Source organism: Streptomyces sp. NPDC007875, from assembly GCF_042868035.1.
GTDB classification, from domain to species: Bacteria; Actinomycetota; Actinomycetes; order Streptomycetales; family Streptomycetaceae; genus Streptomyces; species Streptomyces antimycoticus.
This window is the reverse complement of sequence record NZ_JBIADZ010000005.1, coordinates 182,112-205,453: the sequence shown is the minus strand read 5'-3', so window position 1 is coordinate 205,453 and position 23,342 is coordinate 182,112. Positions and strand designations below refer to the sequence as shown.

16 protein-coding genes are annotated in these 23,342 nt (G+C 73.3%); 5 read left to right on the top strand and 11 right to left on the bottom strand.

The window, feature by feature from the left end:
• Window positions 1–14: 14 nt before the first annotated feature.
• Window positions 15–4,631, bottom strand: a complete 4,617-nt coding sequence (locus ACFYOY_RS12645; RefSeq protein WP_388586476.1) for a glycoside hydrolase family 2 TIM barrel-domain containing protein — start codon at window positions 4,629–4,631, stop codon at window positions 15–17.
• Between the two features lie 191 nt (window positions 4,632–4,822).
• Between ACFYOY_RS12645 and ACFYOY_RS12640 the strand changes: the two genes are divergently transcribed.
• On the top strand, window positions 4,823–6,529 hold the full coding sequence (locus ACFYOY_RS12640; RefSeq protein WP_351884290.1) for a GAF domain-containing protein: 1,707 nt from the start codon (window positions 4,823–4,825) through the stop codon (window positions 6,527–6,529).
• Window positions 6,530–6,566: 37 nt separating this feature from the next.
• On the opposite strand, the gene ACFYOY_RS12635 is transcribed toward ACFYOY_RS12640, so the two are convergent.
• On the bottom strand, window positions 6,567–7,589 hold the full coding sequence (locus ACFYOY_RS12635) for an Acg family FMN-binding oxidoreductase (protein ID WP_351884293.1): 1,023 nt from the start codon (window positions 7,587–7,589) through the stop codon (window positions 6,567–6,569).
• Between the two features lie 108 nt (window positions 7,590–7,697).
• On the bottom strand, window positions 7,698–8,402 hold the full coding sequence (locus ACFYOY_RS12630) for a response regulator transcription factor (protein WP_351884296.1): 705 nt from the start codon (window positions 8,400–8,402) through the stop codon (window positions 7,698–7,700).
• A gap of 146 nt (window positions 8,403–8,548) precedes the next feature.
• Between ACFYOY_RS12630 and ACFYOY_RS12625 the strand changes: the two genes are divergently transcribed.
• Window positions 8,549–9,130 carry a hypothetical protein gene (locus tag ACFYOY_RS12625; RefSeq protein WP_388586471.1) on the top strand — a complete coding sequence of 194 codons (582 nt, stop codon included), beginning with the start codon at window positions 8,549–8,551 and terminating at the stop codon, window positions 9,128–9,130.
• 747 nt (window positions 9,131–9,877) lie between these two features.
• On the opposite strand, the gene ACFYOY_RS12620 is transcribed toward ACFYOY_RS12625, so the two are convergent.
• The 7 genes from ACFYOY_RS12620 to ACFYOY_RS12590 form a co-directional block, all read right to left on the bottom strand.
• A complete protein-coding gene (locus ACFYOY_RS12620; protein WP_351884302.1) occupies window positions 9,878–10,543 on the bottom strand; it encodes a CBS domain-containing protein in 666 nt (221 codons plus the stop codon).
• 14 nt (window positions 10,544–10,557) lie between these two features.
• Window positions 10,558–11,928: a nicotinate phosphoribosyltransferase gene (locus ACFYOY_RS12615; protein WP_388586468.1), complete on the bottom strand. Its 1,371-nt coding sequence runs from the start codon at window positions 11,926–11,928 to the stop codon at window positions 10,558–10,560.
• Between the two features lie 24 nt (window positions 11,929–11,952).
• Window positions 11,953–12,768 (bottom strand): universal stress protein, encoded by an 816-nt coding sequence (locus tag ACFYOY_RS12610; RefSeq protein ID WP_351884308.1) that lies wholly within the window; start codon window positions 12,766–12,768, stop codon window positions 11,953–11,955.
• Window positions 12,769–12,785: 17 nt separating this feature from the next.
• Window positions 12,786–13,853, bottom strand: a complete 1,068-nt coding sequence (locus ACFYOY_RS12605; RefSeq protein ID WP_351884311.1) for an alcohol dehydrogenase catalytic domain-containing protein — start codon at window positions 13,851–13,853, stop codon at window positions 12,786–12,788.
• A gap of 127 nt (window positions 13,854–13,980) precedes the next feature.
• Window positions 13,981–14,835 (bottom strand): universal stress protein, encoded by an 855-nt coding sequence (locus ACFYOY_RS12600; protein WP_351884314.1) that lies wholly within the window; start codon window positions 14,833–14,835, stop codon window positions 13,981–13,983.
• 958 nt (window positions 14,836–15,793) lie between these two features.
• Window positions 15,794–16,696, bottom strand: a complete 903-nt coding sequence (locus ACFYOY_RS12595) for a universal stress protein (RefSeq protein WP_351884317.1) — start codon at window positions 16,694–16,696, stop codon at window positions 15,794–15,796.
• On the bottom strand, window positions 16,693–17,295 hold the full coding sequence (locus ACFYOY_RS12590; RefSeq protein ID WP_351884320.1) for a CBS domain-containing protein: 603 nt from the start codon (window positions 17,293–17,295) through the stop codon (window positions 16,693–16,695). Before ACFYOY_RS12590 ends, ACFYOY_RS12595 begins: the two co-directional genes overlap by 4 nt.
• A gap of 229 nt (window positions 17,296–17,524) precedes the next feature.
• Between ACFYOY_RS12590 and ACFYOY_RS12585 the strand changes: the two genes are divergently transcribed.
• Window positions 17,525–18,403: a universal stress protein gene (locus ACFYOY_RS12585; protein WP_351884323.1), complete on the top strand. Its 879-nt coding sequence runs from the start codon at window positions 17,525–17,527 to the stop codon at window positions 18,401–18,403.
• A gap of 130 nt (window positions 18,404–18,533) precedes the next feature.
• A complete protein-coding gene (locus ACFYOY_RS12580; protein WP_351884326.1) occupies window positions 18,534–20,969 on the top strand; it encodes a phosphoketolase family protein in 2,436 nt (811 codons plus the stop codon).
• Window positions 20,970–21,008: 39 nt separating this feature from the next.
• On the opposite strand, the gene ACFYOY_RS12575 is transcribed toward ACFYOY_RS12580, so the two are convergent.
• Window positions 21,009–22,280 carry an FAD-binding protein gene (locus ACFYOY_RS12575; RefSeq protein ID WP_351884329.1) on the bottom strand — a complete coding sequence of 424 codons (1,272 nt, stop codon included), beginning with the start codon at window positions 22,278–22,280 and terminating at the stop codon, window positions 21,009–21,011.
• Window positions 22,281–22,469: 189 nt separating this feature from the next.
• On the opposite strand from ACFYOY_RS12575, the gene ACFYOY_RS12570 reads away from it, so the two are divergent.
• Window positions 22,470–23,324, top strand: coding sequence for an MIP/aquaporin family protein (locus tag ACFYOY_RS12570; protein ID WP_388586460.1), 855 nt, complete (start codon window positions 22,470–22,472; stop codon window positions 23,322–23,324).
• Window positions 23,325–23,342 lie beyond the last annotated feature (18 nt).

The following is a 23,342-nucleotide window of genomic DNA, read 5'->3' as shown; positions in this document are numbered from 1 at the left end:
CATCCGCCCTCAGGTCATCCCGTTCCTCCCGTTCCGCAGCGCACCGTGGCCGCTCCCCAGTCGGCGTGGTCATGCGCGTTGCCGTCGCCGCCGTCGGTGACCCGCAGCCGGAGCCGCTGCGCGCCCTCGACGTCGGCCTTCACCGGTACGGCCGCGTCCGAGCCGCGCACCGTCTCACCGCGGTACACCCGCTGGCCGTCGGCGTAGATCTCGAAGACGACGCTGCCGTCGGCGCCCACCTCGTCGTCCAGGCCCGTGTCGGCCGTGAAGGACGAGCAGTTGCCGCCCAGGAAGACCTCGACCGTCGCATCGGCGTGCGTGCCGAGGCCGCGCTCGTAGGTCGTGCCGCCGACGGTCAGGGTCTTGCCGTCGCCGGGGGCGGACTCGCCGTTGCTGTGGTCGCGTTCGACCGGGCCCCAGCCGTTGTCCGCGGTGAGGAAGTCGAGCGTGGACACCGCCACGTCGCCGCGCGGCGGGGGAGGCGTGCCGTCGATCTCGGCCGACGCCGAGCCGCTCACCCGCGCGCCACCGGCCGAGGTGGCGCGGACGTCGGCGACGGCGGGCCGCAGGCCGTCCGGGGTGCCCTCGCCGCGGGTGATCTCGGTCCGTACGGTCGCGGTCCGGCCCGCCGCGAGGTCGCCGACGTCGAGGGTGCCGGGCTCGGCGGTCCACCCCTCGGCCAGGCCGAAGGCCGCAGTGACGTCGTGCAGCGGGGTGTCGCACGGGTTGGTGACGGTCAGCTCGGCCGAGGTGGACTCGCCCGCCGCCACCGTGGTGTCGGCGGCGGTGAGCTTGGCCTCGGGGGCGCAGACCACCGGGCCGCGCGGGGTGCCGGTGCGGGCCTCGGCGCCGGTCAGCGGGCGCAGCCGCAGGGTGTAGGCGTACTCCTTGGCGGGCCGCACCTGGTACTGGGGCAGCACGGTGTGGAACGTCTCGCTCACACCGCTGACCGCGTGGTCCAGGTGCAGGGTGTTGCCCCCCGGGTCCTTGCGGAGGGCGAACGGATAGGCGGCGCGGTCGATCCCGGTGTAGGGGGTCACCCCGGCCGAGAAGTCCCCCGACACCAGCAGCCCGCCGCTGCCGTCGGACAGCGAGGCCCAGCGGACGTCCTCGTGGTTCCCGTAGTCCTGCGGCTTGGTGTAACCGGCGAACTGCTCGTCCACGTCCGTGGAGTACACCCCCACGGGGGCGCCGTCTTCGCGGTCGTTGTAGTTCTCCTGCGGCCCGCGCCCGTACCAGGTGAACCGGTCGTAGCGGTCGGGCAGCCGGAGCGAGAGCCCGATGCGGGGCAGATAGGGCACCGTGCGCGCCGCGCCCCGGGCCTCGACGCGGTGATCGAGGCGCAGCTCCCCGGTGCCGCTGACGGTGTACCGCAGGGTCTGGGCGAACGAGGAGTCCTGCACGCCGGGCGCGGCGGCGGAGGAGGGCACGGTGACGACGACCTCGCCGTCCCGCTCGTCCACCGTGACCTTGCCCGGCTCGGTGCGCAGCCGGTCCAGGCCCGCCTCGCGCCAGGGCCCCTCCTCGGAGCCGATCTCATTGCTGAGCGGGGCGCGCCAGGCGTCCAGCTCGGGGCCGGAGCCGAGCAGCTCCCGGCCGCCGGACTTCATGGAGACCAGCTCGCCGCCGGCCCGGTCGAAGCCGTACGAGAAGCCCTCGCCGGTGACGGTGAGGCGGCCGCCGGACGTGGTGGCCTTCACCTTCCCCGGTGCCCGCGCCGGTACCGTGCCCGCGAGCTGCCGGCCGCCGATGTCGAACTGCTCGACCGCCACCCGGTCGCCCGCCTTCGCCCAGGCCGTGTCCGTGGCCCGCACCGCCTCCACGGTCAACTGCCGGTCGGCGTCCTCGGGGTTGGCGGGCGGTTTCGGCAGCTGGAGGGTGGCCCGCTCACCGGGGGCCAGGCCGAGCGCGCGGCCGCCCCGGGCCAGGGTGCGGGCGCCCTCGGTGATACGCCAGCGCAGCCGGAGGTCGTCGGTGCCGGTGAAGGACCGCTCGTTGCGCACCTCGATCCGCCCCGCGCGGGCCTCGTCACCCGAGATGCGGACCGGGGCGTGGACCGCCGCCATGGCGCGGGCCTCGGGCTGGACGGTGCGGTCGGAGGAGACCACCCCGTCGACCCCGCCGGTCCCGGCGCCATAGGACAGGAACTCCCCCTTCCGGTCGAACCGGTCGAAGTCGAGCGCGAGCACCGCGTCCCCGCTGGGGTCGGCGGCGAGCTGATCGGCGCTCAGCGCCTTGTGGTAGACGCGGACCTGGTCGACGGTGCCGTGTGCCATCCGGGTGCGGATGTTCTCCTGGTCGGTCTCCGGGTTGCGGCCGATGTTCACCGGCTGCGCGGAGGAGCCGACGGTGCCGGTCCAGTCGGCCGACGCGGTCTGCTTCCCGTCGATGAGCAGCCGGAGCGTCCGGCCGTCGAAGGTGCCCGAGACGCGATGCCATGAGCCGTACCAGCCGTCGGGGACATCGGCCGCGACCGTGTGCCAGTCCCCGTCTCCGTAGACGAAGAACTCCAGGGTGTCCTTGTCGCGCATCTTCAGCGCATAGCTGTGGTCGCCCTTGGCGATCACGGTGAAGGAGCCGGTCCAGTCGGCGGGTTTCACCCAGGCGTCCAGGGTGAGCGCGTCTGAGACCGCGTCCAGCTTCGGGTCGCGGTAGACCTCCACGAAGTCGTCCAGTCCGGACAGCTCCAGCGCCTTGCCCCGGTGGCCCGCCACCAGATCGGGTTTCCCGGAGACGTACGACAGGATGTCGTTGCCGGAGGTGTCCGGGGTGGTCAGCAGTGGCTGGGTGATGTTCTGCTCCGCCCAGTCCCATATGTAGCCGCCCTGGACCTGGGGATACTTGCGTACGACATCCCAGAACTCGCGGAAGTTGCCGAGCGAGTTGCCCATGGCGTGGGCGTACTCACCCATGATGATGGGCTTGGTGGTGGCCTTCGCCTTCTCCTCCAGACCTGAGGGGGAGGGGTAGCGCGGGCCCCACACATCGGCGAACGGGGCGTCGCCGTCCGGGCTGTTGGGCTGGTGGTAGACCGGTCGGGCCGGGTCCTCGCGGTTCAGGAAGTCGGCCATCGCGTAGTGGGCCTTGCCCAGTCCGGCCTCGTTGCCGGTGTCCCACATCAGCACGCTGGGATGGTTCTTGTCCCGCTCGTACATCGCCGTGAGACGGTCCATGAACGCGGCCTGCCACTCGGGCCGCTCGGCCAGGCAGTCGTCCGGGCAGGCGTCGTGGTGATGGGTCTCGATGTCCACCTCGTCGTCGATCCACAGGCCACGTGCGTCGGCCTGTTCGTAGAGGTACGGATCCGAGGGGTAGTGGGAGGTGCGCACGGAGTTGACGTTGAGCTGCTTCATCAGGGAGACGTCCGAGGCGGTGCGCTCACGGGTGGCGTGGCGGCCGGTGCCGGGGTCGGTCTCGGAGCGGTTGACGCCCTTGATGAGGATGCGCTCGCCGTTGACGAGGAGCTGTCTGTCCTTGATCTCGATCTTGCGGAAGCCCACCGGCTGCGCCGTGGTGTGGGTGACCGTGCCATCGGCGCCGGTGAGCCGGACCACGAGGGTGTAGAGGTCGGGCGTCTCATCGGTCCACTTGGCCGGATTGGCCACATCGGCGGTGAGGGTGGTGGACCCGCTGCCACCGTCCACCGTTCCCGACATCGTTGTCACCTTGCGCCCGCGCCGGTCGTAGAGCGTGCCGAGGACCTTGCGCTCATCCGTGGCGCGCCGCGGGCCCTTGGTGGCCACCTCGACCTCGGCGGTCAGCCGGGCGTCGCGGTACCGGGCGTCCAGATCGGTCTTGACCGTGATGTCCCGCAGATAGGTGGCAGGGGTGGAGTACAGCCCGACCGAGCGGAAGATGCCCGAGAAGCGCCACTGGTCGTAGTCCTCCAGATGCGCTCCCGAACCCCAACGGTGCACCTGCACCGCGACGGTGTTGCGGCCCGGGTGCAGCCGGTCGCTGATATCGAACTCGGCGGGGGTGTAGCCGCCCTGGTCATAGCCGGCGTAGGAGCCGTTCACCCACAGCAGATAGCCGCTGGTGACGCCCTCGAAGCGCAGAAACGTCCGCCGCTTCTCCCAGCTCTTCGGCAGCTCGAAGGTCTTGACGTAGGCGCCGGTGGGGTTGACGTCATGGGGGACCTTCGGGGGAGCGTCCGGATACATCTCGGTGGGGATGTTCCGGAACACCGGATGGTCGAGACCGTCCGTCTGCCAGGTGTGCGGCACGTTCACGGTGCGCCAGCCGCTGCGGGAGGTGTCATAGCCCTCGGTGAAGAAGTCCTTCGGCACCTCCTCGGGGCGGTCGGACATATGGAGCTTCCAGCTGCCGTCGAGCGAGGCGGTCCAGCGGCTCCCGGAGCCGCCGTCGAGGGCGCCGGCGGTGTCGGCGTACGGGGTCAGCCGCGCATGGGCGGGCTCCTGGCCGACCGAGGTGACCTCGGGGTCTTCCAGCAGCTTGTACACATCCGCGGGCGGATCGGGGGGATTCGCCGCTGCCGCCGGGGCGGCGGGGGCGGCGAGCGCGAGGGCCAGGGCGAAGGCGGCCAGCCGGGAGATCCGGAAGATCCGGGGCGGCCGGGGTGGCCGGGAGAAGCGGGAGAGGAGGAGACGACGACGGAGGCGTCGGGACATCTGGTGGTCCACCCTTCTGTGGGTGTGGAAACGCTCCAGAGTGAACAGGCCCGCACATTAGCCAACGTGTCCTCTCCCGCCAAGATGTTCCGACCGACTCACCGTCGGCCGAGCGCGGCTACCGTGAAGAGAGTGAGGGCCGTGCGGAATGCCGCGCCGGGCGCGGTGAGGCCGACGGAGGCACCGTGGGTATGGAGAGCGCGAGGAGTACGGAGTCCCTGCCCCAGCTGCGGCTGGACGAGCTGCTGGAGGAGCTGCAGCTGCGCATCGACGGGGTGCGCGGCACCCAGGACCGGGTGCACAGCCTGCTGGAAGCCGTCCTGTCGGTGGGCCGGGAGCTGGACCTTTCGCATGTGCTGCAGAGGGTCGTCGAGGCCGCCGTGGTGCTCGTGGACGCCGAATACGGCGCGCTGGGGGTGATCGGCGAGGATCAGCGGCTGGCCGAATTCCTGCCGGTTGGCGTCGACAAGGAGCGGATCGAGGCGATCGGGCATCTGCCGTCCGGCCTCCTGGCGGAGCTGATCCGCCACCCCCAGCCGCTGCGGCTGGCCGAACTCTCGGAGCATCCGGCCTCCTACGGCTTTCCGCCGAACCATCCGCCGATGCGCTCCTTCCTCGGGGTGCCCATCCGGGTGCGCGACGAGGTCTTCGGCAACCTCTATCTCGCCGAGAAGCGCGGCGCTGAGGAGTTCGACGGCGAGGACGAGACGGTGCTGTCCACCCTCGCCGTGGCCGCCGGAGTGGCCATCGAGAACGCCCGGCTGTACGAGGAGGCCCAGCACCGCCAGCGCTGGCTGGAGGCGAACGCCGAGGTCACCCACAGCCTGCTGTCCGGAGTGGACGAGACAAGGGTCCTGGAGCTGATCGTCGAGCACGCCCGCCGGATCCTCTCCGCCGATCTCGGCGTGCTGATGCTGCCGGTGGCCGGCACCGACGAGCTGCAGGTCGCACTCGCGGCGGGGACCGACGCCGAGGCCCACCGCGGTCTGGTGCTGCCGCGCCGGGGCACCTTCGGCGGGGCGGCCTTCACCGCCTCCGAGCCGGTCACCAGCACCGATGTCCAGAACGACCCGCGGATCACCGTCGGCCCCCAGCGCTGGGAGGGGCTCGGCCCGGCCGTCGCGGTGCCGATGCGGACGAGGGACGGAGTGGGCGGGGTGCTCTCGCTGGCCCGCATGGCGGACAGCCCCGCCTTCACCCAGATCGAGACCGACACCCTGCTGGGCTTCGCGGGCCAGGCGGCCATCGCGATGAAACTGGCCGAGCGGCGGCGCGACGCGGAGCAGCTCGCACTGCTGGAGGACCGCGACCGGATCGCCCGCGATCTGCACGACCTGGCCATCCAGCGGCTCTTCGCCGCCGGGATGACGCTGCAGTCCACGCTGCGCTTCGTCCAGCACCCGGAGGGCTCCGAACGGCTGCTGCGGGTGGTGGACGACCTGGACGACACCATCAAGATCATTCGCTCGACGATCTTCGGGCTGCGCTCGCACGAGGCGGGCCCCGCCGTCCAGGGGCTGCGGGTCCGTACCGCCAAGACCATCGAGGAGGCCGTGCCCGCGCTCGGCTTCACCCCCTCGCTGCGCACCGAGGGCCTGGTCGACACCGATGTGCCGCGCACCGTCGCGGACGACATGGTCGCCGTCCTGGCCGAGGCGATGTCGAACATCGCCCGGCACGCACGGGCAGACGCCGCCGAGATCTCGCTGGTCGTGGCGGCCGGGCGGCTGACCCTCATGGTCACGGACAACGGGATGGGCATCCCCGAGGGCGGCCGCCGCAGCGGACTGCGCAACATGGCCGAGCGCGCCGAGAAGCTCGGCGGTGAGCTGGAACTCGCCGAGCCGCCGGGCGGCGGCACCCGCCTGGTGTGGGGCGTACCGCTGCCGGAACGGTAAGCGGGAGGCGTGTCGCCCTCGCCCTGGTCGTGCCGCCTCAGCGGCCCCCGTCCAGGGTCTCGGCCGCCCCGCTGCGCGGAGTGGCCGGCCCGACCGGTCCGTAACCCAGCCGGATCAGCATCTGCACATGGCCGGACATCCGGTGGGCGTCGCTCAGCGACCACCGCAGATCCGACCACTCCAGCGCCTGGTGCAGCAGGGATGCCCGGACCGTGTACGAGGTCGCCAGCAGCAGTACGTGTTCCAGCGCCTGCCCGGCCCGCAGCCAGTCGGTGCGCCGGTCCTGGTCCGTGGCCAGTACGGCGATGGCCGGGTGGCTCTCGAACGCCGCGGCGGGCGAATCACCGCCCCGGCCGTCCGGCCCCGGACCGAGGTAGTCGCGCATCGGCAGCCGCCCGGTGACGTCCCGCGGCCCGAGGGCGGCCGCCGGGATGCCGTACGGCCCGGTGTCGCGGACCCAGTCGCGGCTCTCGGCGAGCCGGCGCGGATGCCCCGAGGTGCGCCGCTCCGCCTCGGCGGTCAGCCGCAGCAGCCGCGAGGTCTCCTCGGGGCCCGCCAGCCACAGCGTGGCCCCGTGCGCGCGCGCCGCCTCCGCCAGTTCGTACAGCACCCGTGGTGGCAGCCGGCGCCCGGAGAAGGGGGAGCGGCTGCTGTGCCGTCGCCAGATGACGTCGTACAGGTCGCGGTGCGGGGCATCGTGCCGGTCGCCGTGGTGCGGGCCATCGTGCCCGGCGCCGTCGTGGGGCGACGCGGCCAGGCGCACCGTGGCCAGCAGATCGGGCTGCGACCGGTACGGCAGCAGCCGGACCACCGGGTCCCAGCCGAAGTGGGCCACGGCGACCCGCAGATTGAACACGGCGGCCCCGGCGGAGACGCTCAGTGCCCGGCCCATCGGATCGGCGTACCGCAGCGCCCGCTCCGGGGCGGCCCGGACCTCCAGCGTGACGGTGTCGGGGTTCAGCCGATAGCGCCACGGCTGGGTGTTGTGCATCGACGGGGCGGCCACGGCCGCGGAGATGAGCTTCTCCAGGATCGCCGCGTCGAGCATTGCGGGCTGCATGGGGTCTCCTCGCCGGTGGGCCGTCAGTGGTGGTGGGCCGTCGGTGGTCGGGCCGTCAGGATCGGGGCCGTCGGGGTACGGACGGGGCCGTGCGGCCCCGGGCCCGGGTCATCCCGGATGGTCGTCGGCGGGGGACGGGGCCGAATGGGTCGCCAGCACCGCCGCCTGGATACGGCGCTCCACGCCCAGCTTGGCCAGCAGCCGGGAGATGTGGTTCTTGACCGTCTTCTCGGACAGGAAGAGCCGCTTGCCGATCTGCCGGTTGGTGAGCCCGTCGCCGATCAGCACCAGGATTTCCCGCTCGCGCGGGGACAGCCCGGCCAGCACCTCGTCCCTGGGCTCCTGCGGGGCGGTGTCACCCCGCAGGGTGCTCATCAGCCGGGCGGTGGTGGCCGGGTCCAGCATCGACTGGCCGGAGGCGACGGTGCGCACCCCCGAGACCAGGTCCGACCCCTTGATCTGCTTGAGGACATAGCCCGCCGCCCCGGCCATGATCGCGTCCAGCAGCGCATCGTCGTCGTCGAACGAGGTCAGCATCAGACAGGCCAGATCCGGCATCCGGGAGCGCAGCTCGCGGCAGACCGTGATGCCGTCCCCGTCCGGCAGCCGGACGTCCAGGATGGCCACGTCGGGCCGTAGCGCCGGGCCGCGGGCCAGCGCGTGGTCGACGGTTCCCGCGTCGCCGACCACCTCGATGTCCGGTTCGGCATCCAGGAGATCGTGCAGTCCGCGCCGGACGACCTCGTGGTCGTCGAGTACGAACACCCTGATCGGTGTCGCCGGTGCCGCCGGTGTCGCTCGTGTCTCGGTCATGGCTCTCGCACTGTTCGTCCGCCGTCCGCCCTGCCCCCGGTGGGAATCGTGGCGCAGCAGGTCAGGGCGGTACCAGGGCCGAACGGGCCCTCAAGGGGGCTGCCCGGCCCTCGTCCCGCCCTCCCCGCGCGTGCGACGGTCGCGACATGGGCACGGAAGTGCGGGGGCGGCGGACATGGCGGTGGCGTCGCAACCCGCTCAGACGCCGCTCGGATGTGATCGAGGCGTGGGTCGTGCTGGTCACCGGCCTGGTGATGGCGGTCGGCGGCCCGGCGGCGGGGGTGGCCGCGGGCACCGCCGTGGACGCGTCGCTGCGGCAGGAGCGGGCGGACCGGCACCGGGTGCCCGCGGTCCTGAAGGAGGACGCGCCCGTCGCGCAGCCCGCCGGCGACGGGTCCACCACCGGCCAGGTGCGCGCGATCGTCCGGTGGACCGGCCCGGACGGCACCGTCCACACCGGCACGGCCCGGGTCCACGACGGCAGCAAGGCGGGCACCGCCACCGAGGTCTGGACCGACGACCGGGGCCGCCTGGTCCAGCGACCGCCCACCCCCGAGCAGATCGCCACCCGCGCGGTGCTCGCCGGGACGTCGGCCGCGGCGGGCGTGGGCGCGATCTCGCTGGCCGGGCGCGGCGTGGTGCGCTGGCGCCTGGACCGCGCCCGCACCCAGGAATGGGGACGCGCCTGGGCCGAGGTCGGCCCCCGCTGGAGCCGCCACATCCGGTGACGAGCGGTCACGTAGCGCCGTGCCCGGCGGGCCTTTCGTGCGTGTGGCAGCGGCGGCTGACGCTGCCCGGGCCTGTGGCGTCCGCGGCCGGGGCGCTTCTCAGCGGCGCTGGGCCGCCATATCCGGTGAGGCCCGATCTCGAACCGCTGTGCCCGGCCGGTCTTGGTGTGTGGCATCGCGGGCGGGCGGCGTTCGGGGCCGGGGCGCCTCCCAGCGGTAGCGGGCGGGCGGCGTTCGGGGCCGGGGCGCCTCCCAGCGGTAGCGGGCGGGCGGCGTTCGGGGCCGGGGCGCCTCCCAGCGGTAGCTGGGGAGCATCGCGCGGCGCTGCACGCCTACCCGCGAAGCGCCGCCGCGGTGCGCGCGGCGGCGCTGGAGTCGCCACATCCGGTGACGCCCGGCCACGCATCGCCGTGCCCGGCCGGTCTCGGTGCGTGTGGCATCGCGGGCTGAGGCCGCCGGGCGGATGGCGTTCGGTCCCGGGGCGCTTCCCAGTGGCGCTGGAGTCGCCACATCCGGTGACGCCCGATCACGTACCGCCGTGCCCGGTGGGTCTTGGTGTGTGTGGCATCGAGGGCCGAGGCCGCCGGGTGCGCGGCGGCGCGGGAGTGGCGTAGGGCCCTCGTCGTCTTCGTGCCGTGGCGCCCTCGGACGGTTCCGGCCACGCCGCCGGGCGCCTCCCGGCGGCGTGGCCGGGCGCGCCGTCCCGCCGCCCCGGCGCGGCAGGGCCCGCCGGAGCGCACCGCAGGCCTACCGCCGCTGGGCCGTATGGGGCGCGGCCGTGAGTTGGTTGTCGAAGTCGACCACGCCCTCGATCGCCCGGATGAGACGGGCCGCCGCCGGGATGAGAACGGCCTCCTTGACCCGTCCCGTCAGGGTGACCACGCCCTCGTTCACGCTCACCCGGACCGTTTCCCCCGCGGCCGGGAAGAGATGGGCCACCACCTCGCGGCGCACCTCCTCCTCGATGTCGTCGTCCGGCCGCAGAAACACCTTCAGCAGGTCGGCACGGCTGACGATGCCCTCCAGCCGGCCCTCCTCGTCCACCACCGGGAGCCGTTTGACCCGCTTGTGGGTCATGATCCGCGCGGCTTCGGCGAGCGTCGCGCTCGCGTGGACGGTGATGGCGGGGGACGTCATCAGCTCATCGGCCGTCACCGCGCCCGCCTTGGCGACACCGGGGAGGTCGGGCAGTTGCGCCCCCCGCGCCGGATCGCTGTCGCGGAACTCCTCCTTGGGCAGCAGATCCGCCTCGGAGACCACGCCGATGACCCGGCCCTCGCCCTCCAGCACCGGCAGGGCGCTCACCCGCCACTGCTCCAGCGTTCTGACGATCTCCTTGAACGGCGCTTCGCGGCCGACGGCGACGACGGTATGGGTCATCACATCGCTCACAATGTGTGCACTCCGGGGCACGGCATCCTCCTTGGTCACGCTGCCTGTCTTCCGCCGGCCTCGCCGCCGGCCGCCGGCCGGTGCTCGATCCGGCGCTCGATCCGGTGGCGCACCCGCCCCGCGAGCCCGGCCAGTCCGGCGGAGGTGGCCGGCCGGGGCGGGACCGGGTGGCGGATCCGCAGGGCGTGCGGCGGCAGCCCCGCGAGATCGGTGTCGAACCGGCGCCGCGCGCGGTCGAGGGTGTCGGGGGCTCCGGTGCGTCTGCCCTCCCGCATCACGGTCTCCAGCAGTGGCTCGCCGCCGTTGGGCGGAAGTTCGTCGCATTCGCCGATCACATCGGCGTATCCGGGGCGGCGCCAGACCTGCTTGGTCCCGGGGGCGGTGGCCTTGGCCGAGGACAGTTTCATCACCGGCGTCCCGTCGTAGACGACCAGCTTGTACGCGGTGTCGAGGGCGGCGGCGTCCGCCGACACCCCCATCCGGGTGCCCACGGCGAAGACATCGATCGGCGCGCCCGAGTGGATCAGCTCCTCCAGGGCGTACTCGTCGAGCCCGCCGCTCACCACGATCCGCACCTCGGGCAGCCCCGCCGCGTCGAGGATCTCCCGCGCCTGCACCGCCTGCTCGCCCAGGTCGCCGCTGTCCAGCCGGATGGCGCCGCTGGGCCCGGATTCCAGCTCGCGCAGCACCCGCGCCGCGGTGGCCACTCCGGTCGCCGTGTCATAGGTGTCCACCAGGAAGGTGACCGGGCCGGGATGGGTACGGGCGAACGCGCGGAACGCGGTCTCCTCGTCCGGGAACGCCTCGATATACGCATGCGCCATCGTCCCGCTGGCCTCGATCCCGTACGCGGCCGCCGCCGCCACATTGCTGGTCGCCGTGAACCCGGTCATCGCGCTCAGCCGGGCCGACTGCATCCCGGCCCAGGGGCCGTGGGTGCGGCGCAGCGAGAAGTCCACCACCGGGCGCCCCTCCGCGGCCAGCACGCACCGGGCCGCCTTGGAGGCGATGGTGGTCTGATGGCTCAGCTGGCCCAGCAGATACGTCTCGACCAGCTGGGCCTGCGGCAGTGGCGCGGTCAGCTCCAGCAGCGGCTCCCCGGCCAGGACGATCCGCCCCTCGGGCACCGCCCGCACCTCACCGTCGAAGCCGAGCCCCAGCAGGGGTTCGAGGTCCTCGTACGGACGGTGCATCGCCGCGGCGAACGCCGCCACGTCCTCGGGCCCCACGCGGAAGCCGGACAGAAAGTCCAGCGCCGGCTCCAGGCCCGCGGCGACCAGGAAGCCCCGCTCGGGCGGCAGCCTGCGGGCGTAGAGGTCGAAGGTGGCCGGTCCGGTCATGCCCTCGCGCAGATACGACAGGGCCATCGTCGCCTCGTAGAGGTCGGTGGTCATCGCCTCCGACACGTCACTCTCGCCTCCCTTCGGACATCAGCCGCACGGGACGACCACCACCGGGCACGGCGCGTGGTGCACCGCCGCGTGGATCACCGAGCCCAGGCGGGGGACGGGGTCCGGCTCGGTCTCCTCGCGGCCCAGTACGAGCAGCCCGGAGCCCGGCGCGGTGTGCATCACACCGAGGGCCGGGCGCTCGGAGGTGAGGGCCTCCGCCACCGGCACTCCGGGGTACTTCTCCCGCCAGGGGCGCAGCGCCGCGTCCAGCGCGGCCGCCGCCGCTTCCTCGTCTTCCGGCCCGTTCGCGCCCGCGCCCGCGTGCACGGCGCGCAGCGCGCCGCCGCGCCGGGCGGCGGCGTCGAAAGCGAACCGCAGCGTCTCCTCGCTCGTCCCCCGCAGGCACACCCCGACGGTCACATCGGCGGTCAGCGGCCGGTCGTCGGCGTGCACCATGACCATCGGCCGTTCCCCGTGCGCCAGGACATGGCGGCCGGTCGATCCGAGCAGGAAGCCGCCCGGCGTGCCGCGGCCGCGCGAGCCGAGCACCAGCATCTCGGCGTCCCGGGCCGCGTCCAGCAGGGCGGGCACGGTCTCGCGCGGCACCAGCTCGGCCGAGACCCGCAGCCCCGGATGGGCGTCGCGCAACTCGCCCACCAGGTCGGTCAGCAGACGCTGGGCCCAGTAGCTCAGGTCGTCCTCGTGGGGGAGGGTCGGGGCCTCGGGAGACGGCGGGTTCCAGGCGTGGATCAGACGCAGCCGCAGATCGCGCAGCAGCGCCTCGCGGGCCGCCCAGTGTGCGGCCGGCGGGCTCTCGGCGAAACCGTCGACGCCGACGACGATCGGCGCTCCCATGCGTGTCACCTCCCCGCTCACATCCCCCGGGCCACCAGCGGACGGGCGGCCTCGCCGAGCGCGATCTTGATCGCGCCGGTGTCGGCCGCGCGGGCGAAGACGTCGTACGCCTCCTCCATCTGGTCCAGCTCGAAGAGATGGGTGATCAGCGTGGACGCGGGCAGCCGCCCGGCGGCCAGCAGGGAGAGCAGGGTCGGGGTGGAGAAGGTGTCGACCAGCCCGGTGGTGATCGTCACGTTCTTGATCCACAGCTCTTCGAGATGCAGCGTCACGGGCCGGGCGTGCACTCCGACATTGGCGATCCGGCCGCCCGGCCGCACCATCCGGGTGCAGGTCTCGAAGCTCCGCGGGCTCCCGACGGCCTCGATCACCACATCGGCGCCGAGCCCATCAGTGAGATCGCCGACCAGCCGCTCCGGGTCCTCGGCGGAATCCGCCACCGCGTCGGCGCCGACCCGCTTGGCGGCGTCCAGCCGGGCCGGGTCCGGATCGACGGAGATGATCCGGCCGGGGGAGAAGAACTGCGCCGTGGCGATCGAGGCCAGCCCGACCGGCCCGGCGCCCACCACCACGACCGTATCGCCCGGCCCCACCCGGCCGTTGAGGACGCCCACCTCGTAGGCGGTGGGGAAGACATCCGCCAGCAGCACGGCGTCATGGCCCTCGGCCGACCCCGTCAGCGGATGCGTGGACAGATCGGCGAACGGCACCCGGACGTACTCGGCCTGGGTGCCGTCGATCATGCGCCCGAGGATCCAGCCCCCGCCGTCACGGCACTGTCCGTAGTTGCGCTCCCGGCAGAAACGGCAGTGGCCGCAGGCCGAGATGCAGGAGAGCAACACCCGGTCGCCGGGACGGACCCCGCGGACGTCGGCACCGGTCTCGACGATCTCGCCGACCCCCTCGTGGCCGAGCACCCTGCCGGGGCTGACGTCAGGGAGCTCGCCGCGGAGGATATGCAGATCGGTGCCGCAGATGGTCGTGGTGTCGATCCGGACGATCGCGTCGGTGGTGGCCTCGAGTTCGGGGTCGGGCACCTCCTGCCAGGAGGACTGCTCCGGCCCGTGGAAGACGAGTGCTTTCATGGCCGTTTCCCTCTCCTCCGGTTGTTCGCCTTCGGCTTCCGCCGTGGTTCTCAGCCGCCTCGTCGCGCGGTGTGTCATCCGGTCGGGCGCGTTGTGTGGTGAGGTGGCGGCCGAGCGTTCCGAGGTCTCATCGCTGGGGCACGATCGCTACGGGGCAGCCGGCGTGGTGCGCCACCGCCTGGGTGACCGGCCCCAGCCGGGGGCCGAACCCCACCTGGCGCGGACCGCGGCCCACGACCATCAGCGCGGTCCCCGCCGCCATGCCCACCAGCTGCCGGGCCGGGCTGTCCGACGCGATCTCCTCGAAGACCCGCACCTCGGAGAACTTGTCCCGCCACGGCGCCAGCACCTCGCCCAGCGCGTGCTCGGACTCCTTGCGCGCGTCGCTCAGCCCCACGTCCACCACCCAGGGGGCGTCGCCCCGGATGGCGGGGACCCGGCTGGCGTACGCGGCCCGCAGCACACCGTCGCGGCGGGCCGCGGCGTCGAAGGCGAACTCCAGGATGTCCTCGCCCGGCTCTCCCGGCTCCACCCCGACCACCACATCGCCCTGCCGGTCCTCGTGCCTGTCCGCCCGCACCAGGACCACGGGCGTCACGGCGCGTGCGGCGAGCTCCAGGCCAACGGAGCCGAGGAAGAACCCTGCGACCGCGCCGATCGAGCGGGACCCCACCACCAGCAGCTGGGCCCGCTCCGCCTCGGCCAGCAGAACGGGCGCGGGCCGGCCGGGGATCTGGTCGGTGAGGATCGCCATATCCGGGTGGTCGGCGTCCAGCTCGGCGCGCGCCGAGTCCAGGGCGCGCTCGGCCCAGTAGTGCCAGGCAGCCTCCCGGCCCGGTGTCAGATCCTTCTGATCGGGCCCCGGCCACGCGTTCACCAGCTGCAGCGGAGCATCGCGCGAACGGGCCTCATGCGCCGCCCAGTCGGCGGCGGCCAGACTCTCGGGGGAACCGTCCAGTCCGACGGTGACGGGGCGCGCCATCGCTGCCTCCTTCCCGGCAACCCACTCGGCACCTCGGCCCGCCTCCGGGCGTACGAGCCGCCGTCCGTCAGCCGCCGGCCGACGGATCCGACCGCGCTCGGCGCCGCATGCCCGACCGCGGCCCGTGCGCAGCCTCACGCGGCGACGCACTCCTTGTACGTAGGTGCGGCCACCGCTGGGAGGCGCCCAGCCCGAGGCGCGGCGCCGGGGGCGCCCACTTCTCGCGGGCCCTGATTGCGCGGTGCGCGGTATTCGTGCGTCCGCTTCTCCGCGTCTGCCGGATGCCCCCGGTGCCATCTCCAGCGGACCATGACCGGGCCCTCACCGACAGGGCCGACCGGTCCCGGGCAGGTCCCAGGGACCAGGTCATCCGGCCCTTTCCACCGCCCAGAACACGCCCCGGAACCCGGCCCGGGCCAACCTGCCCACCCGGCGCGGCGGCCTGGCACCCCCGCTCGCCACGGTCGCCCGGAGCGGTCGACCGGCCTCGCTGCCCGGCCTGTCGACCGGCCTCGTCGCCTGCCCCGGCCGCTCGGCGCCATCGCTCGGCGCGGTCGCCTGGCATGCCCGCCGATCTGGTTGCCCGGCCTCGTGGCCTGGCCTGCCTGCCCGGACCGGCTGCTCGACGCGGCGCGGTCTCCTTGGCCCGGAGCTTCACCGCCACTCCGCTGTCCTTGGCGACGACGTAGGGCTCGGCTCGTCGCCTGGCCCGTCCCTCGGCTCGGTCGCTGGGCACGGCCCACCGGCCCGGTCGTCTGATGTGCCTGTCTGGCGCGGCGGCCCGGCCGGTCCACTGACCCCCGTCGCCCGGTTCGGTCGCGCGGACCGTCCACCGACTTCGCCGCCCGGTTCGGTCGACCGGCCTCCGCGCCCGGCGCGCCCACCGTGCCTCGTCGCCCGGCTGGGGCCCCGGGGGATGTACCGGTTGGGGAGCCCCGGCCCGTCCCAAAACCCGGAGCTACTCCACCGGCACCAGCACCACCGGGCAGTGCGCGTGGTGGAGTGCCGCGTGAGTGACGGGGCCGAGTTGCATGCCGAGGCGGGGGGTTCGCCGGTGGACGGCGAGTACCAGGACGTCGGCCGCTCGGGACGCCTCCACCAGCGCTTGGGCGGGGGCGGTGTGGGTGGTGTGCTCGCGTACCCGGATCTGCCCGAACTCCTCGCGCAGGCCGGTCACCATGCCGTAGGCCACCGTCTGTTCCCGCTCGGCACGCAGCGCCACCACCTCCCGTGCGGGCAGGGCGTGTTCGCCCGCGAAGACCCGGGGCCGCGGCCAGGCGTAGAGCACCCGCAGCCGGGCCCGGCGCCGCTTGGCCTCCTCGAAGGCGAACCGGGCCGCCGCCGCGTCCGCGCCGCTCTCCACCCCGACCAGCACCTTGCCGTGGCCCTCGAGCCCGTACGTCGTCGGCGGCCCGCCGCGTACCACCAGCAGCGGGCGCCGGGTGTGGGCGGCCAGCCGCAGCCCCACCGAGCCGAGCAGCAGTCCGGTGAAACCGCCCAGCCCCCGGGTGCCGATGACGATCAGCGCGGCGTCCCCGCCGATCCGCAGCAACTCGGGCACCGCGTCCTGCGCCGTGAGGGTGGGCACGATCCGAAGCTGGGGATCCTGCTCCTGGGCCCGCGACACGGCCAGCCGCAGCACGGTCCTGGCGATCTCCACCGCGGGCCGCCGCGGTTCGCTGTCCGGGTCGAAGGCGAGCGGGTCGGTCCGCGCCCACGGCCAGGCGTGCACGATCTCCAGCGTGGCGTGACGGCGCCGCGCCTCGGCGACCGCCCCGTCCAGCGCGGCCCAGGCGCTGTCCGAGCCGTCCAGGCCCACCACCACCCGGCCGTCCCGCACCGGCCTGGCCGGGTGGGTCATCGCCGCGCACCTCCCCGGCCGGCGGAGTCGTCGATGAGGTAGGTGAGCCGGTCGACCACAGCCACCACGCCGTCCACCTGTCCGGTCATCCGGATCGCGATGGGGATCTCGCTGTGCCGGTCCAGCCGGCCTTCCAGCCGTACGATCCCGTCGGTCACGGTGACCGCGATGGACTGCGGGGCGAGCCACAGCGAGCGGACCAGCACCTCGTCGATCACCTCGGCGCGGATCTCGTCGTCCGGGCGGAGGAAGACCCGCAGCAGATCCTGGCGGGTGACGATGCCGATCAGCCGGTCCTCCTCGTCCACGACGGGAAGCCGCTCGACGCGATGGCGGTCCATCGCGCGGGCCGCGTCCACGATGCTGTCCTGGGGGCGCACGGTGACCGCGGGGCGCGACATCAGCTGCCCGGCCGTCGGGGCGGGTTGGCTGAGATCGGTCCCAGTGATCATGCCGACCACCTTGTCGTCGTCGTCCACCACGGGCAGCCCGTTGAAGCGGTGCCGGGAGAGCAGCGCACCGACCTCGTCGAACGAGGTCATGGAGCTCACCCGGACGACGTCGTCGGTCATCACGTTGCCGATCTTGCGGTGCTTCATCCGTGCCTCCCCGGTCCGGTCCCAGCTTGGGACGGCGACCCGGCCGCTCTCTTGGGCTGCCCGGGGTCCGATGCGGACCGTTCGGCCCGCATGGGTGCCCTGGGCCGAACGACCCCCGGCGGGGCCGAAGCGCCCCTCGCGCCGGATCCCGCACAACCGCGAGGGTGAAAGGCGTCGGCACACTGCGGCCGCCGAACGGAAGGCTGCCGAGCGGAAGGTGGTGGAATCGGTGGAGCTCCCCCTCGTCGTGGGCGTCGACGGCTCCCACCACAGCCTTCAGGCCGTGGACTGGGCGGTGGACGCCGCGGCCCGGCACGCCGTGCCGCTGCGGCTGATCCACGCCTCGCTGTGGGAGCGGTACGAGGGCATCGCCCCCGCCGCCGATCCGGCGCGCCCCTGGGAGCTGATCAGGGACGAGGAGATCGCCGCGTCCGCCGCGGAGCGCGCCCGCCGGTGCGGACCCGAGGTGAAAGTCTGCGCCGAGGTCCTGCCGGAGGACCCGGTCGCCGCGTTGCTGCGCGCCGGCCGGGACGCCTCGGGCCTGGTCACCGGCTCCCGCGGCCGCGGCGAACTCGCCGCGCTGCTCCTCGGCTCGGTCAGCCTCGCGGTCGCCGCCCGCGCCTCGTGCCCGGTCACCGTCGTACGCGGCGGCGAGCCCAACCGGCGCGGCGCCTTCGGCCGGATCGTGCTCGGCGTGGGCGAGACGGCCGGGCCCTCGGCCGCGACCCGGTTCGCCTTCCGCGAGGCCGAGGTGAGCGGCCGCACCCTGGAGGCCGTACGCGCCTGGCGCGCCCCGGCCGGTGAGGTGACGGATGATCTGCTGCTGGAGGGGGACCCGGTACGTGCCCAGTGGGCACGGGCGGAGCGGACGCTGGACCACGCCCTGCGGATCGCCGGACGGGACCACCCCGAGGTCCCCGTCGACCGCGAGACGGTCGAGGGAACGGCCCGCAAGGCGCTCCTCCACGCGGCGGCCACCGCGGATCTGCTGGTCCTCGGCGCCCGCCGCGGCCACGGTCACGCTGTGGGACTGGAGCTCGGCCGCATCGCCCACGCGGCACTGCACCACGCGCCCTGCCCGGTGGTGATCGTGCCGGAGCGGGTCTGAACGGCCGACCGGCGGCGCGACCGGCGGGCAGGTAACGCGAGCGGGCGGGCAGGACAACCGGACGCACGAGAGCACGCCACCGGACAGCACGAGAGCACGCCACCGGACACCACGAGGGAGAGAGAGGTCCATGCCAGACGCACCGACCACGACGGGCTCACCGGACAGCTCGACGGGCTCACCGGACAGCTCGACCGGCTCGCCGGACAGCGGGCTCGGCGACGACCGGATCCGCGCCCTGGACGCCCACTGGCGCGCCGCCAACTACCTCGCGGCGGGCCAGATCTATCTGCTGGCCAACCCGCTGCTGACCGAGCCGCTGCGCCCGGACCACATCAAGCCCCGGCTGCTGGGCCACTGGGGCACCTCGCCCGGACTCAACCTCGTCCACACCCACCTGAACCGCGTCATCAAGGACCGCGACCTGGACGCCATCTGCGTCTGGGGCCCCGGCCATGGCGGCCCCGCGGTGCTCGCCGGCTCCTGGCTGGACGGCAGCTACTCCGAGATCTATCCGGACGTCAGCCGGGACGCGGCGGGCATGGCCCGGCTCTTCCGGCAGTTCTCCTTCCCCGGCGGGGTGCCCAGCCACGTCGCCCCCGAGACCCCCGGCTCGATCCACGAGGGCGGCGAGCTCGGCTACTCCCTCGCCCATGCCTACGGGGCCGCGCTGGACAACCCCGGCCTGCTGGTCGCCTGTGTCATCGGCGACGGAGAGGCGGAGACCGGTCCGCTGGCCGGCTCCTGGCACGCGAACAAGTTCCTGGACCCCGTCCACGACGGCGCCGTGCTGCCGATCCTCCACCTCAACGGGTACAAGATCGCCAATCCCACGGTGTACGCCCGGCTGCCCCGGCCCGAACTCGACGAGCTGCTGCGCGGGTACGGCCATGAGCCGATCCACGTCGCCGGGGACGAACCGCTCGCGGTGCACCGGGCCATGGCGCACGCCCTGGACGAGGCCCTGGACCGGATCGCCGTGCTCCAGCGGACCGCCCGCGAGGAGGGCATCGCCGAGCGGCCGCGCTGGCCGGTGATCGTGCTCCGTACGCCCAAGGGCTGGACCGGGCCCGAGGTGGTCGACGGGCTCCCCGTGGAGGGCACCTGGCGCGCTCACCAGGTCCCCCTGCCGGGCGTCCGGGAGAACCCGGAACATCTGCGGCAGCTGGAGCGCTGGCTGCGTTCGTACCGCCCCGAGGAGCTCTTCGACGCCGACGGGCGGCCGCGGCCGCCGCTCCTGGCCGAGGTCCCGGAGGGCGACCGCCGCCTGGGCGCCAATCCGCACGCCAACGGCGGGCTGCTGCTGCGCTCGCTGCCCCTGCCCGACCTGGAGCGGTACGCGGTCCCCGTGGACAAGCCCGGTGCGACCCTCCACGAGCCGACCCGGGTCCTCGGCGGGCTGCTGGAGAAGGTCATGGCGGACACCGGCGCCCGCCGCGACTTCAGGGTGGTCGGCCCCGATGAGACCGCCTCCAACCGGCTGGAGGGCCTCTTCCGCGCCACCGGCAAGGCGTGGCAGGAGGCCGTCCTGCCCACCGATGAGCACCTCAGCCGGGGCGGCCGGGTCATGGAGGTCCTCTCCGAGCACCTCTGCCAGGGCTGGCTGGAGGGCTATCTGCTCACCGGGCGGCACGGCCTCTTCTCCTGCTACGAGGCGTTCGTGCACATCGTCGACTCCATGGTCAACCAGCACATCAAATGGCTGAAGGTGTCCCGCTCACTGCCGTGGCGGCGCCCCGTGGCCTCGCTCAACTACCTGCTGACCTCGCATGTGTGGCGCCAGGACCACAACGGCTTCTCGCACCAGGACCCCGGTTTCGTCGACCATGTGCTCAACAAGAGCCCGGAAGTGGTGCGCGTCTATCTGCCGCCGGACGCCAACACCCTGCTCAGCGTGGCCGACCACATCCTGCGCACCCGCGACTACGTCAATGTCGTCGTGGCGGGCAAACAGCCCTGTTTCGACTGGCTCGATCTCGACCAGGCGCGCGCCCACTGCGCCCGCGGCGCCGGGACCTGGGACTGGGCCGGTACCGAGAACGGCGCGCGGGAGCCGGATGTGGTGCTGGCCGGCGCGGGCGACGTGCCCACCCAGGAGGTCGTCGCGGCCGCCGGAATCCTCCGCCGCCATCTGCCCGATGTGGCCGTGCGCGTGGTCAACGTCGTCGACATGACCCGGCTGCTGCCGAAGGAGGAGCATCCGCACGGCATGCCGGACCACGAGTTCGACGCCCTGTTCACCCGCGACCGGCCGGTCATCTTCGCCTACCACGGGTATCCATGGCTGGTGCACCGGCTGTCCTACCGCCGGGCCGTCCACCCGCATCTGCATGTGCGCGGCTACAAGGAGATGGGCACCACGACCACACCGTTCGACATGGTGGTCCGCAACGACCTGGACCGCTACCGGCTGGTGATGGACGTCATCGACCGGACCCCGGGGCTCGCGGCGCGCGCCGTGGCCGTACGGCAGCGGATGCAGGACGCCCGCACCCGCCACCACGCCTGGATCCGCGAGCACGGCACCGATATGCCCGAGGTCGCCGAATGGTCCTGGACCGGCTGAGGACCGGCCCGGACACTCTCACCCGTCGGATCGACGGGCTCACCCGGTGGGGAAGTAGCCGTCCAGATAGGCGTTGCGGAACTTCCCCGCCGGGTCGTGCTCGGCCAGCAGCCGCGCGAAGTCGGCGGCCCGGTCGTACGAGGAGAGGACCCGCTCGGGGGCGGCCGTCGTCAGCTTGCCCCAGTGCGGCCGCGCCCCCAGCGGCAGCAGCGCCTCCTCCATCGCGGCCACCACCTCGATCACCGCCTCGTGGTCGGGGACCCAGGTGAAGTGGAAGGCGACGCTGTCCCGGCCGTACGCGGGGCTCAGCCACAGCTCGTCCGCCGCGACCGTACGGACCTCGGACACCTGCACCACGGGCGCGATCCGGTCGCCGAGGCCGCGCAGCGCGGCGAAGGCCGCCGAGGCGGCCTCGCGCGGCAGCAGCAGCTCCGACTGCAGCTCATCGCCGTTGCTGGGGGTGAAGTCCGGGCGGAAGTGCGGCAGCCGCTCATGCCACGGGCCCGGCGCGCCGAGCTGTTCGGTGCAGTGCAGCGGCGGCATCGCGGGCACCGGGTGGTGATGGCGGTCGGCCGGGACGGCCCCCAGCCACGGCTGCCCGGGCTCCGGGGGATCGGGCAGATCGGTGCGGCACTTCAGCCACACCACCCCCTCGCCCGAGCGCCAGTCGGTGAAGACGCTGACGCTGTAGGCGGCGCCGAAGATCTCCTCGAAGCTGTCGTCCAGCCGGTCCAGCGGAAGCCCGGTCCACACCCACTGGGCCACGTCGTAGGTGGGCTCGATGTCCAGCGTCATGGCGGTGACGACGCCCAGTCCGCCGAGCCCGACCACGGCCCCGTTCAGCCGGTCCCGGTCCTCGTCCCGGCCTATCCGGGTCACCTCGCCGTCGGGGCCGACGATCTCCAGCCCCGCGACCGCCGCCGCCAGACACTGCTGAGCGCTCCCCGAGCCATGGGTGGCGGTGGCACAGGCCCCCGCGACCGTGATGTGCGGCAGCGAGGCGAGGTTGGCCAGGGCCAGGCCCTCCGCGTGCAGGGCCTGGGCCACATGGGCGTAGCGCATGCCCGCCGCGATGGTCGCGGTGCGCTTTTCGGCGTCGATCTCCACCCGGTGCGGCAGCCGGTCCAGGTTCACCAGATCGCCCTCGGTGTCGGCGATGCGGTTGAAGGAGTGGCCCGTGCCGAGCACCCGCACCCGATCGGCGGAGCGGACGATCCGCCGCAGCTCGTCGACGGTGTCCGGGTGGTGCAGCCGGGCGGCGGAGAACGTGATGTTCCCGGCCCAGTTCGTCGGGGCGTGGGTGGTCGGCATCCGTGTCGTCCTGTTTCCGCTGGAGGGCGATGGGTGATGGTGTCCTGACCTTGGTACAGGGCCGCACCCTGATCCGTACAGACCGGGTTTCGCCGTCCGTGACCCGTCCATGGCCGTCCACGACCCGTCCATGACCCGGACGGCCCAGCAGGACGGGCCGCCGTGCCGCCGCGCGCCCAGGATGGGCGCATGACTGACCCGAAGGCGGACCCGAAGGCGAACCATCCGAGGTCGGCACTGATCGGCGAGCTCTGCGCGGAGTTCGCGGGCACCATGGTGCTGATCCTCTTCGGCTGCGGCGTCGTGGCCCAGGTCGTGGCCGGCGGCGCCCTCACCAAGCCGCCGGGCGGTCTCGGCGACCACGATTCCATCGCCTGGGCCTGGGGCCTGGGCGTCACCCTCGGTGTGTATGTGGCGGCCCGGCTCAGCGGGGCCCATATCAACCCGGCGGTCACCGTTTCCCTGGCGGCCTTCAAGGGCTTCCCCTGGAGCAAGGTCCTGCCGTACGTGGGGGCCCAGACACTCGGCGCGTTCGTCGGGGCCCTGTTGGTGCGCTGGAACTACACCGAGGTGCTGGGCCAAGCCGACCCGGGGCACACCTTCAAGACCCAGTTCGTCTTCTCCACCCTCCCCGGCAACGGCGCCCTTCCGGTCAGCGAATGGGGCGCGCTGCGCGACCAGATCATCGGCACCGCGATCCTGGTGCTGCTCATCTTCGCCGTCACCGATCTGCTGAACTCGGCCCCCAAGGCCAATCTGGGGCCGTTGATCATCGGCCTGATCGTGGTCGCGATCGGCATGGCGTGGGGCGCCGACGCGGGGTACGCCATCAACCCGGCCCGTGACTTCGGCCCCCGGCTCGCCAGCTACATCACCGGCTATCACAGTGCCTGGCGGGATCAGTACGGGAACATCTACTTCTGGGTGCCGATCGTGGGCCCGCTGGTCGGAGGGCTGATCGGCGCCGCCCTCTACAAGGTCCTGATCACTCGCTACCTCCCGGTGGCCACACCGGAGGTGGGGCGCACCCCCACCCCCGAATAGCCGGTCCGGGCCGGACCC

What these genes read in the sequence shown, in the direction of transcription:
- ACFYOY_RS12590 (WP_351884320.1), bottom strand. Translation starts at nt 17,295, where the DNA reads ATGAAGCACCGCAAGATCGGCAACGTGATGACCGACGACGTCGTCCGG.
- ACFYOY_RS12605 (WP_351884311.1), bottom strand. Translation starts at nt 13,853, where the DNA reads ATGAAAGCACTCGTCTTCCACGGGCCGGAGCAGTCCTCCTGGCAGGAG.
- ACFYOY_RS12595 (WP_351884317.1), bottom strand. Translation starts at nt 16,696, where the DNA reads ATGACCCACCCGGCCAGGCCGGTGCGGGACGGCCGGGTGGTGGTGGGC.
- ACFYOY_RS12600 (WP_351884314.1), bottom strand. Translation starts at nt 14,835, where the DNA reads ATGGCGCGCCCCGTCACCGTCGGACTGGACGGTTCCCCCGAGAGTCTG.
- ACFYOY_RS12630 (WP_351884296.1), bottom strand. Translation starts at nt 8,402, where the DNA reads ATGACCGAGACACGAGCGACACCGGCGGCACCGGCGACACCGATCAGG.
- ACFYOY_RS12635 (WP_351884293.1), bottom strand. Translation starts at nt 7,589, where the DNA reads ATGCAGCCCGCAATGCTCGACGCGGCGATCCTGGAGAAGCTCATCTCC.
- ACFYOY_RS12625 (WP_388586471.1), top strand. Translation starts at nt 8,549, where the DNA reads ATGGGCACGGAAGTGCGGGGGCGGCGGACATGGCGGTGGCGTCGCAAC.
- ACFYOY_RS12580 (WP_351884326.1), top strand. Translation starts at nt 18,534, where the DNA reads ATGCCAGACGCACCGACCACGACGGGCTCACCGGACAGCTCGACGGGC.
- ACFYOY_RS12570 (WP_388586460.1), top strand. Translation starts at nt 22,470, where the DNA reads ATGACTGACCCGAAGGCGGACCCGAAGGCGAACCATCCGAGGTCGGCA.
- ACFYOY_RS12640 (WP_351884290.1), top strand. Translation starts at nt 4,823, where the DNA reads ATGGAGAGCGCGAGGAGTACGGAGTCCCTGCCCCAGCTGCGGCTGGAC.
- ACFYOY_RS12645 (WP_388586476.1), bottom strand. Translation starts at nt 4,631, where the DNA reads ATGTCCCGACGCCTCCGTCGTCGTCTCCTCCTCTCCCGCTTCTCCCGG.
- ACFYOY_RS12610 (WP_351884308.1), bottom strand. Translation starts at nt 12,768, where the DNA reads ATGGGAGCGCCGATCGTCGTCGGCGTCGACGGTTTCGCCGAGAGCCCG.
- ACFYOY_RS12575 (WP_351884329.1), bottom strand. Translation starts at nt 22,280, where the DNA reads ATGCCGACCACCCACGCCCCGACGAACTGGGCCGGGAACATCACGTTC.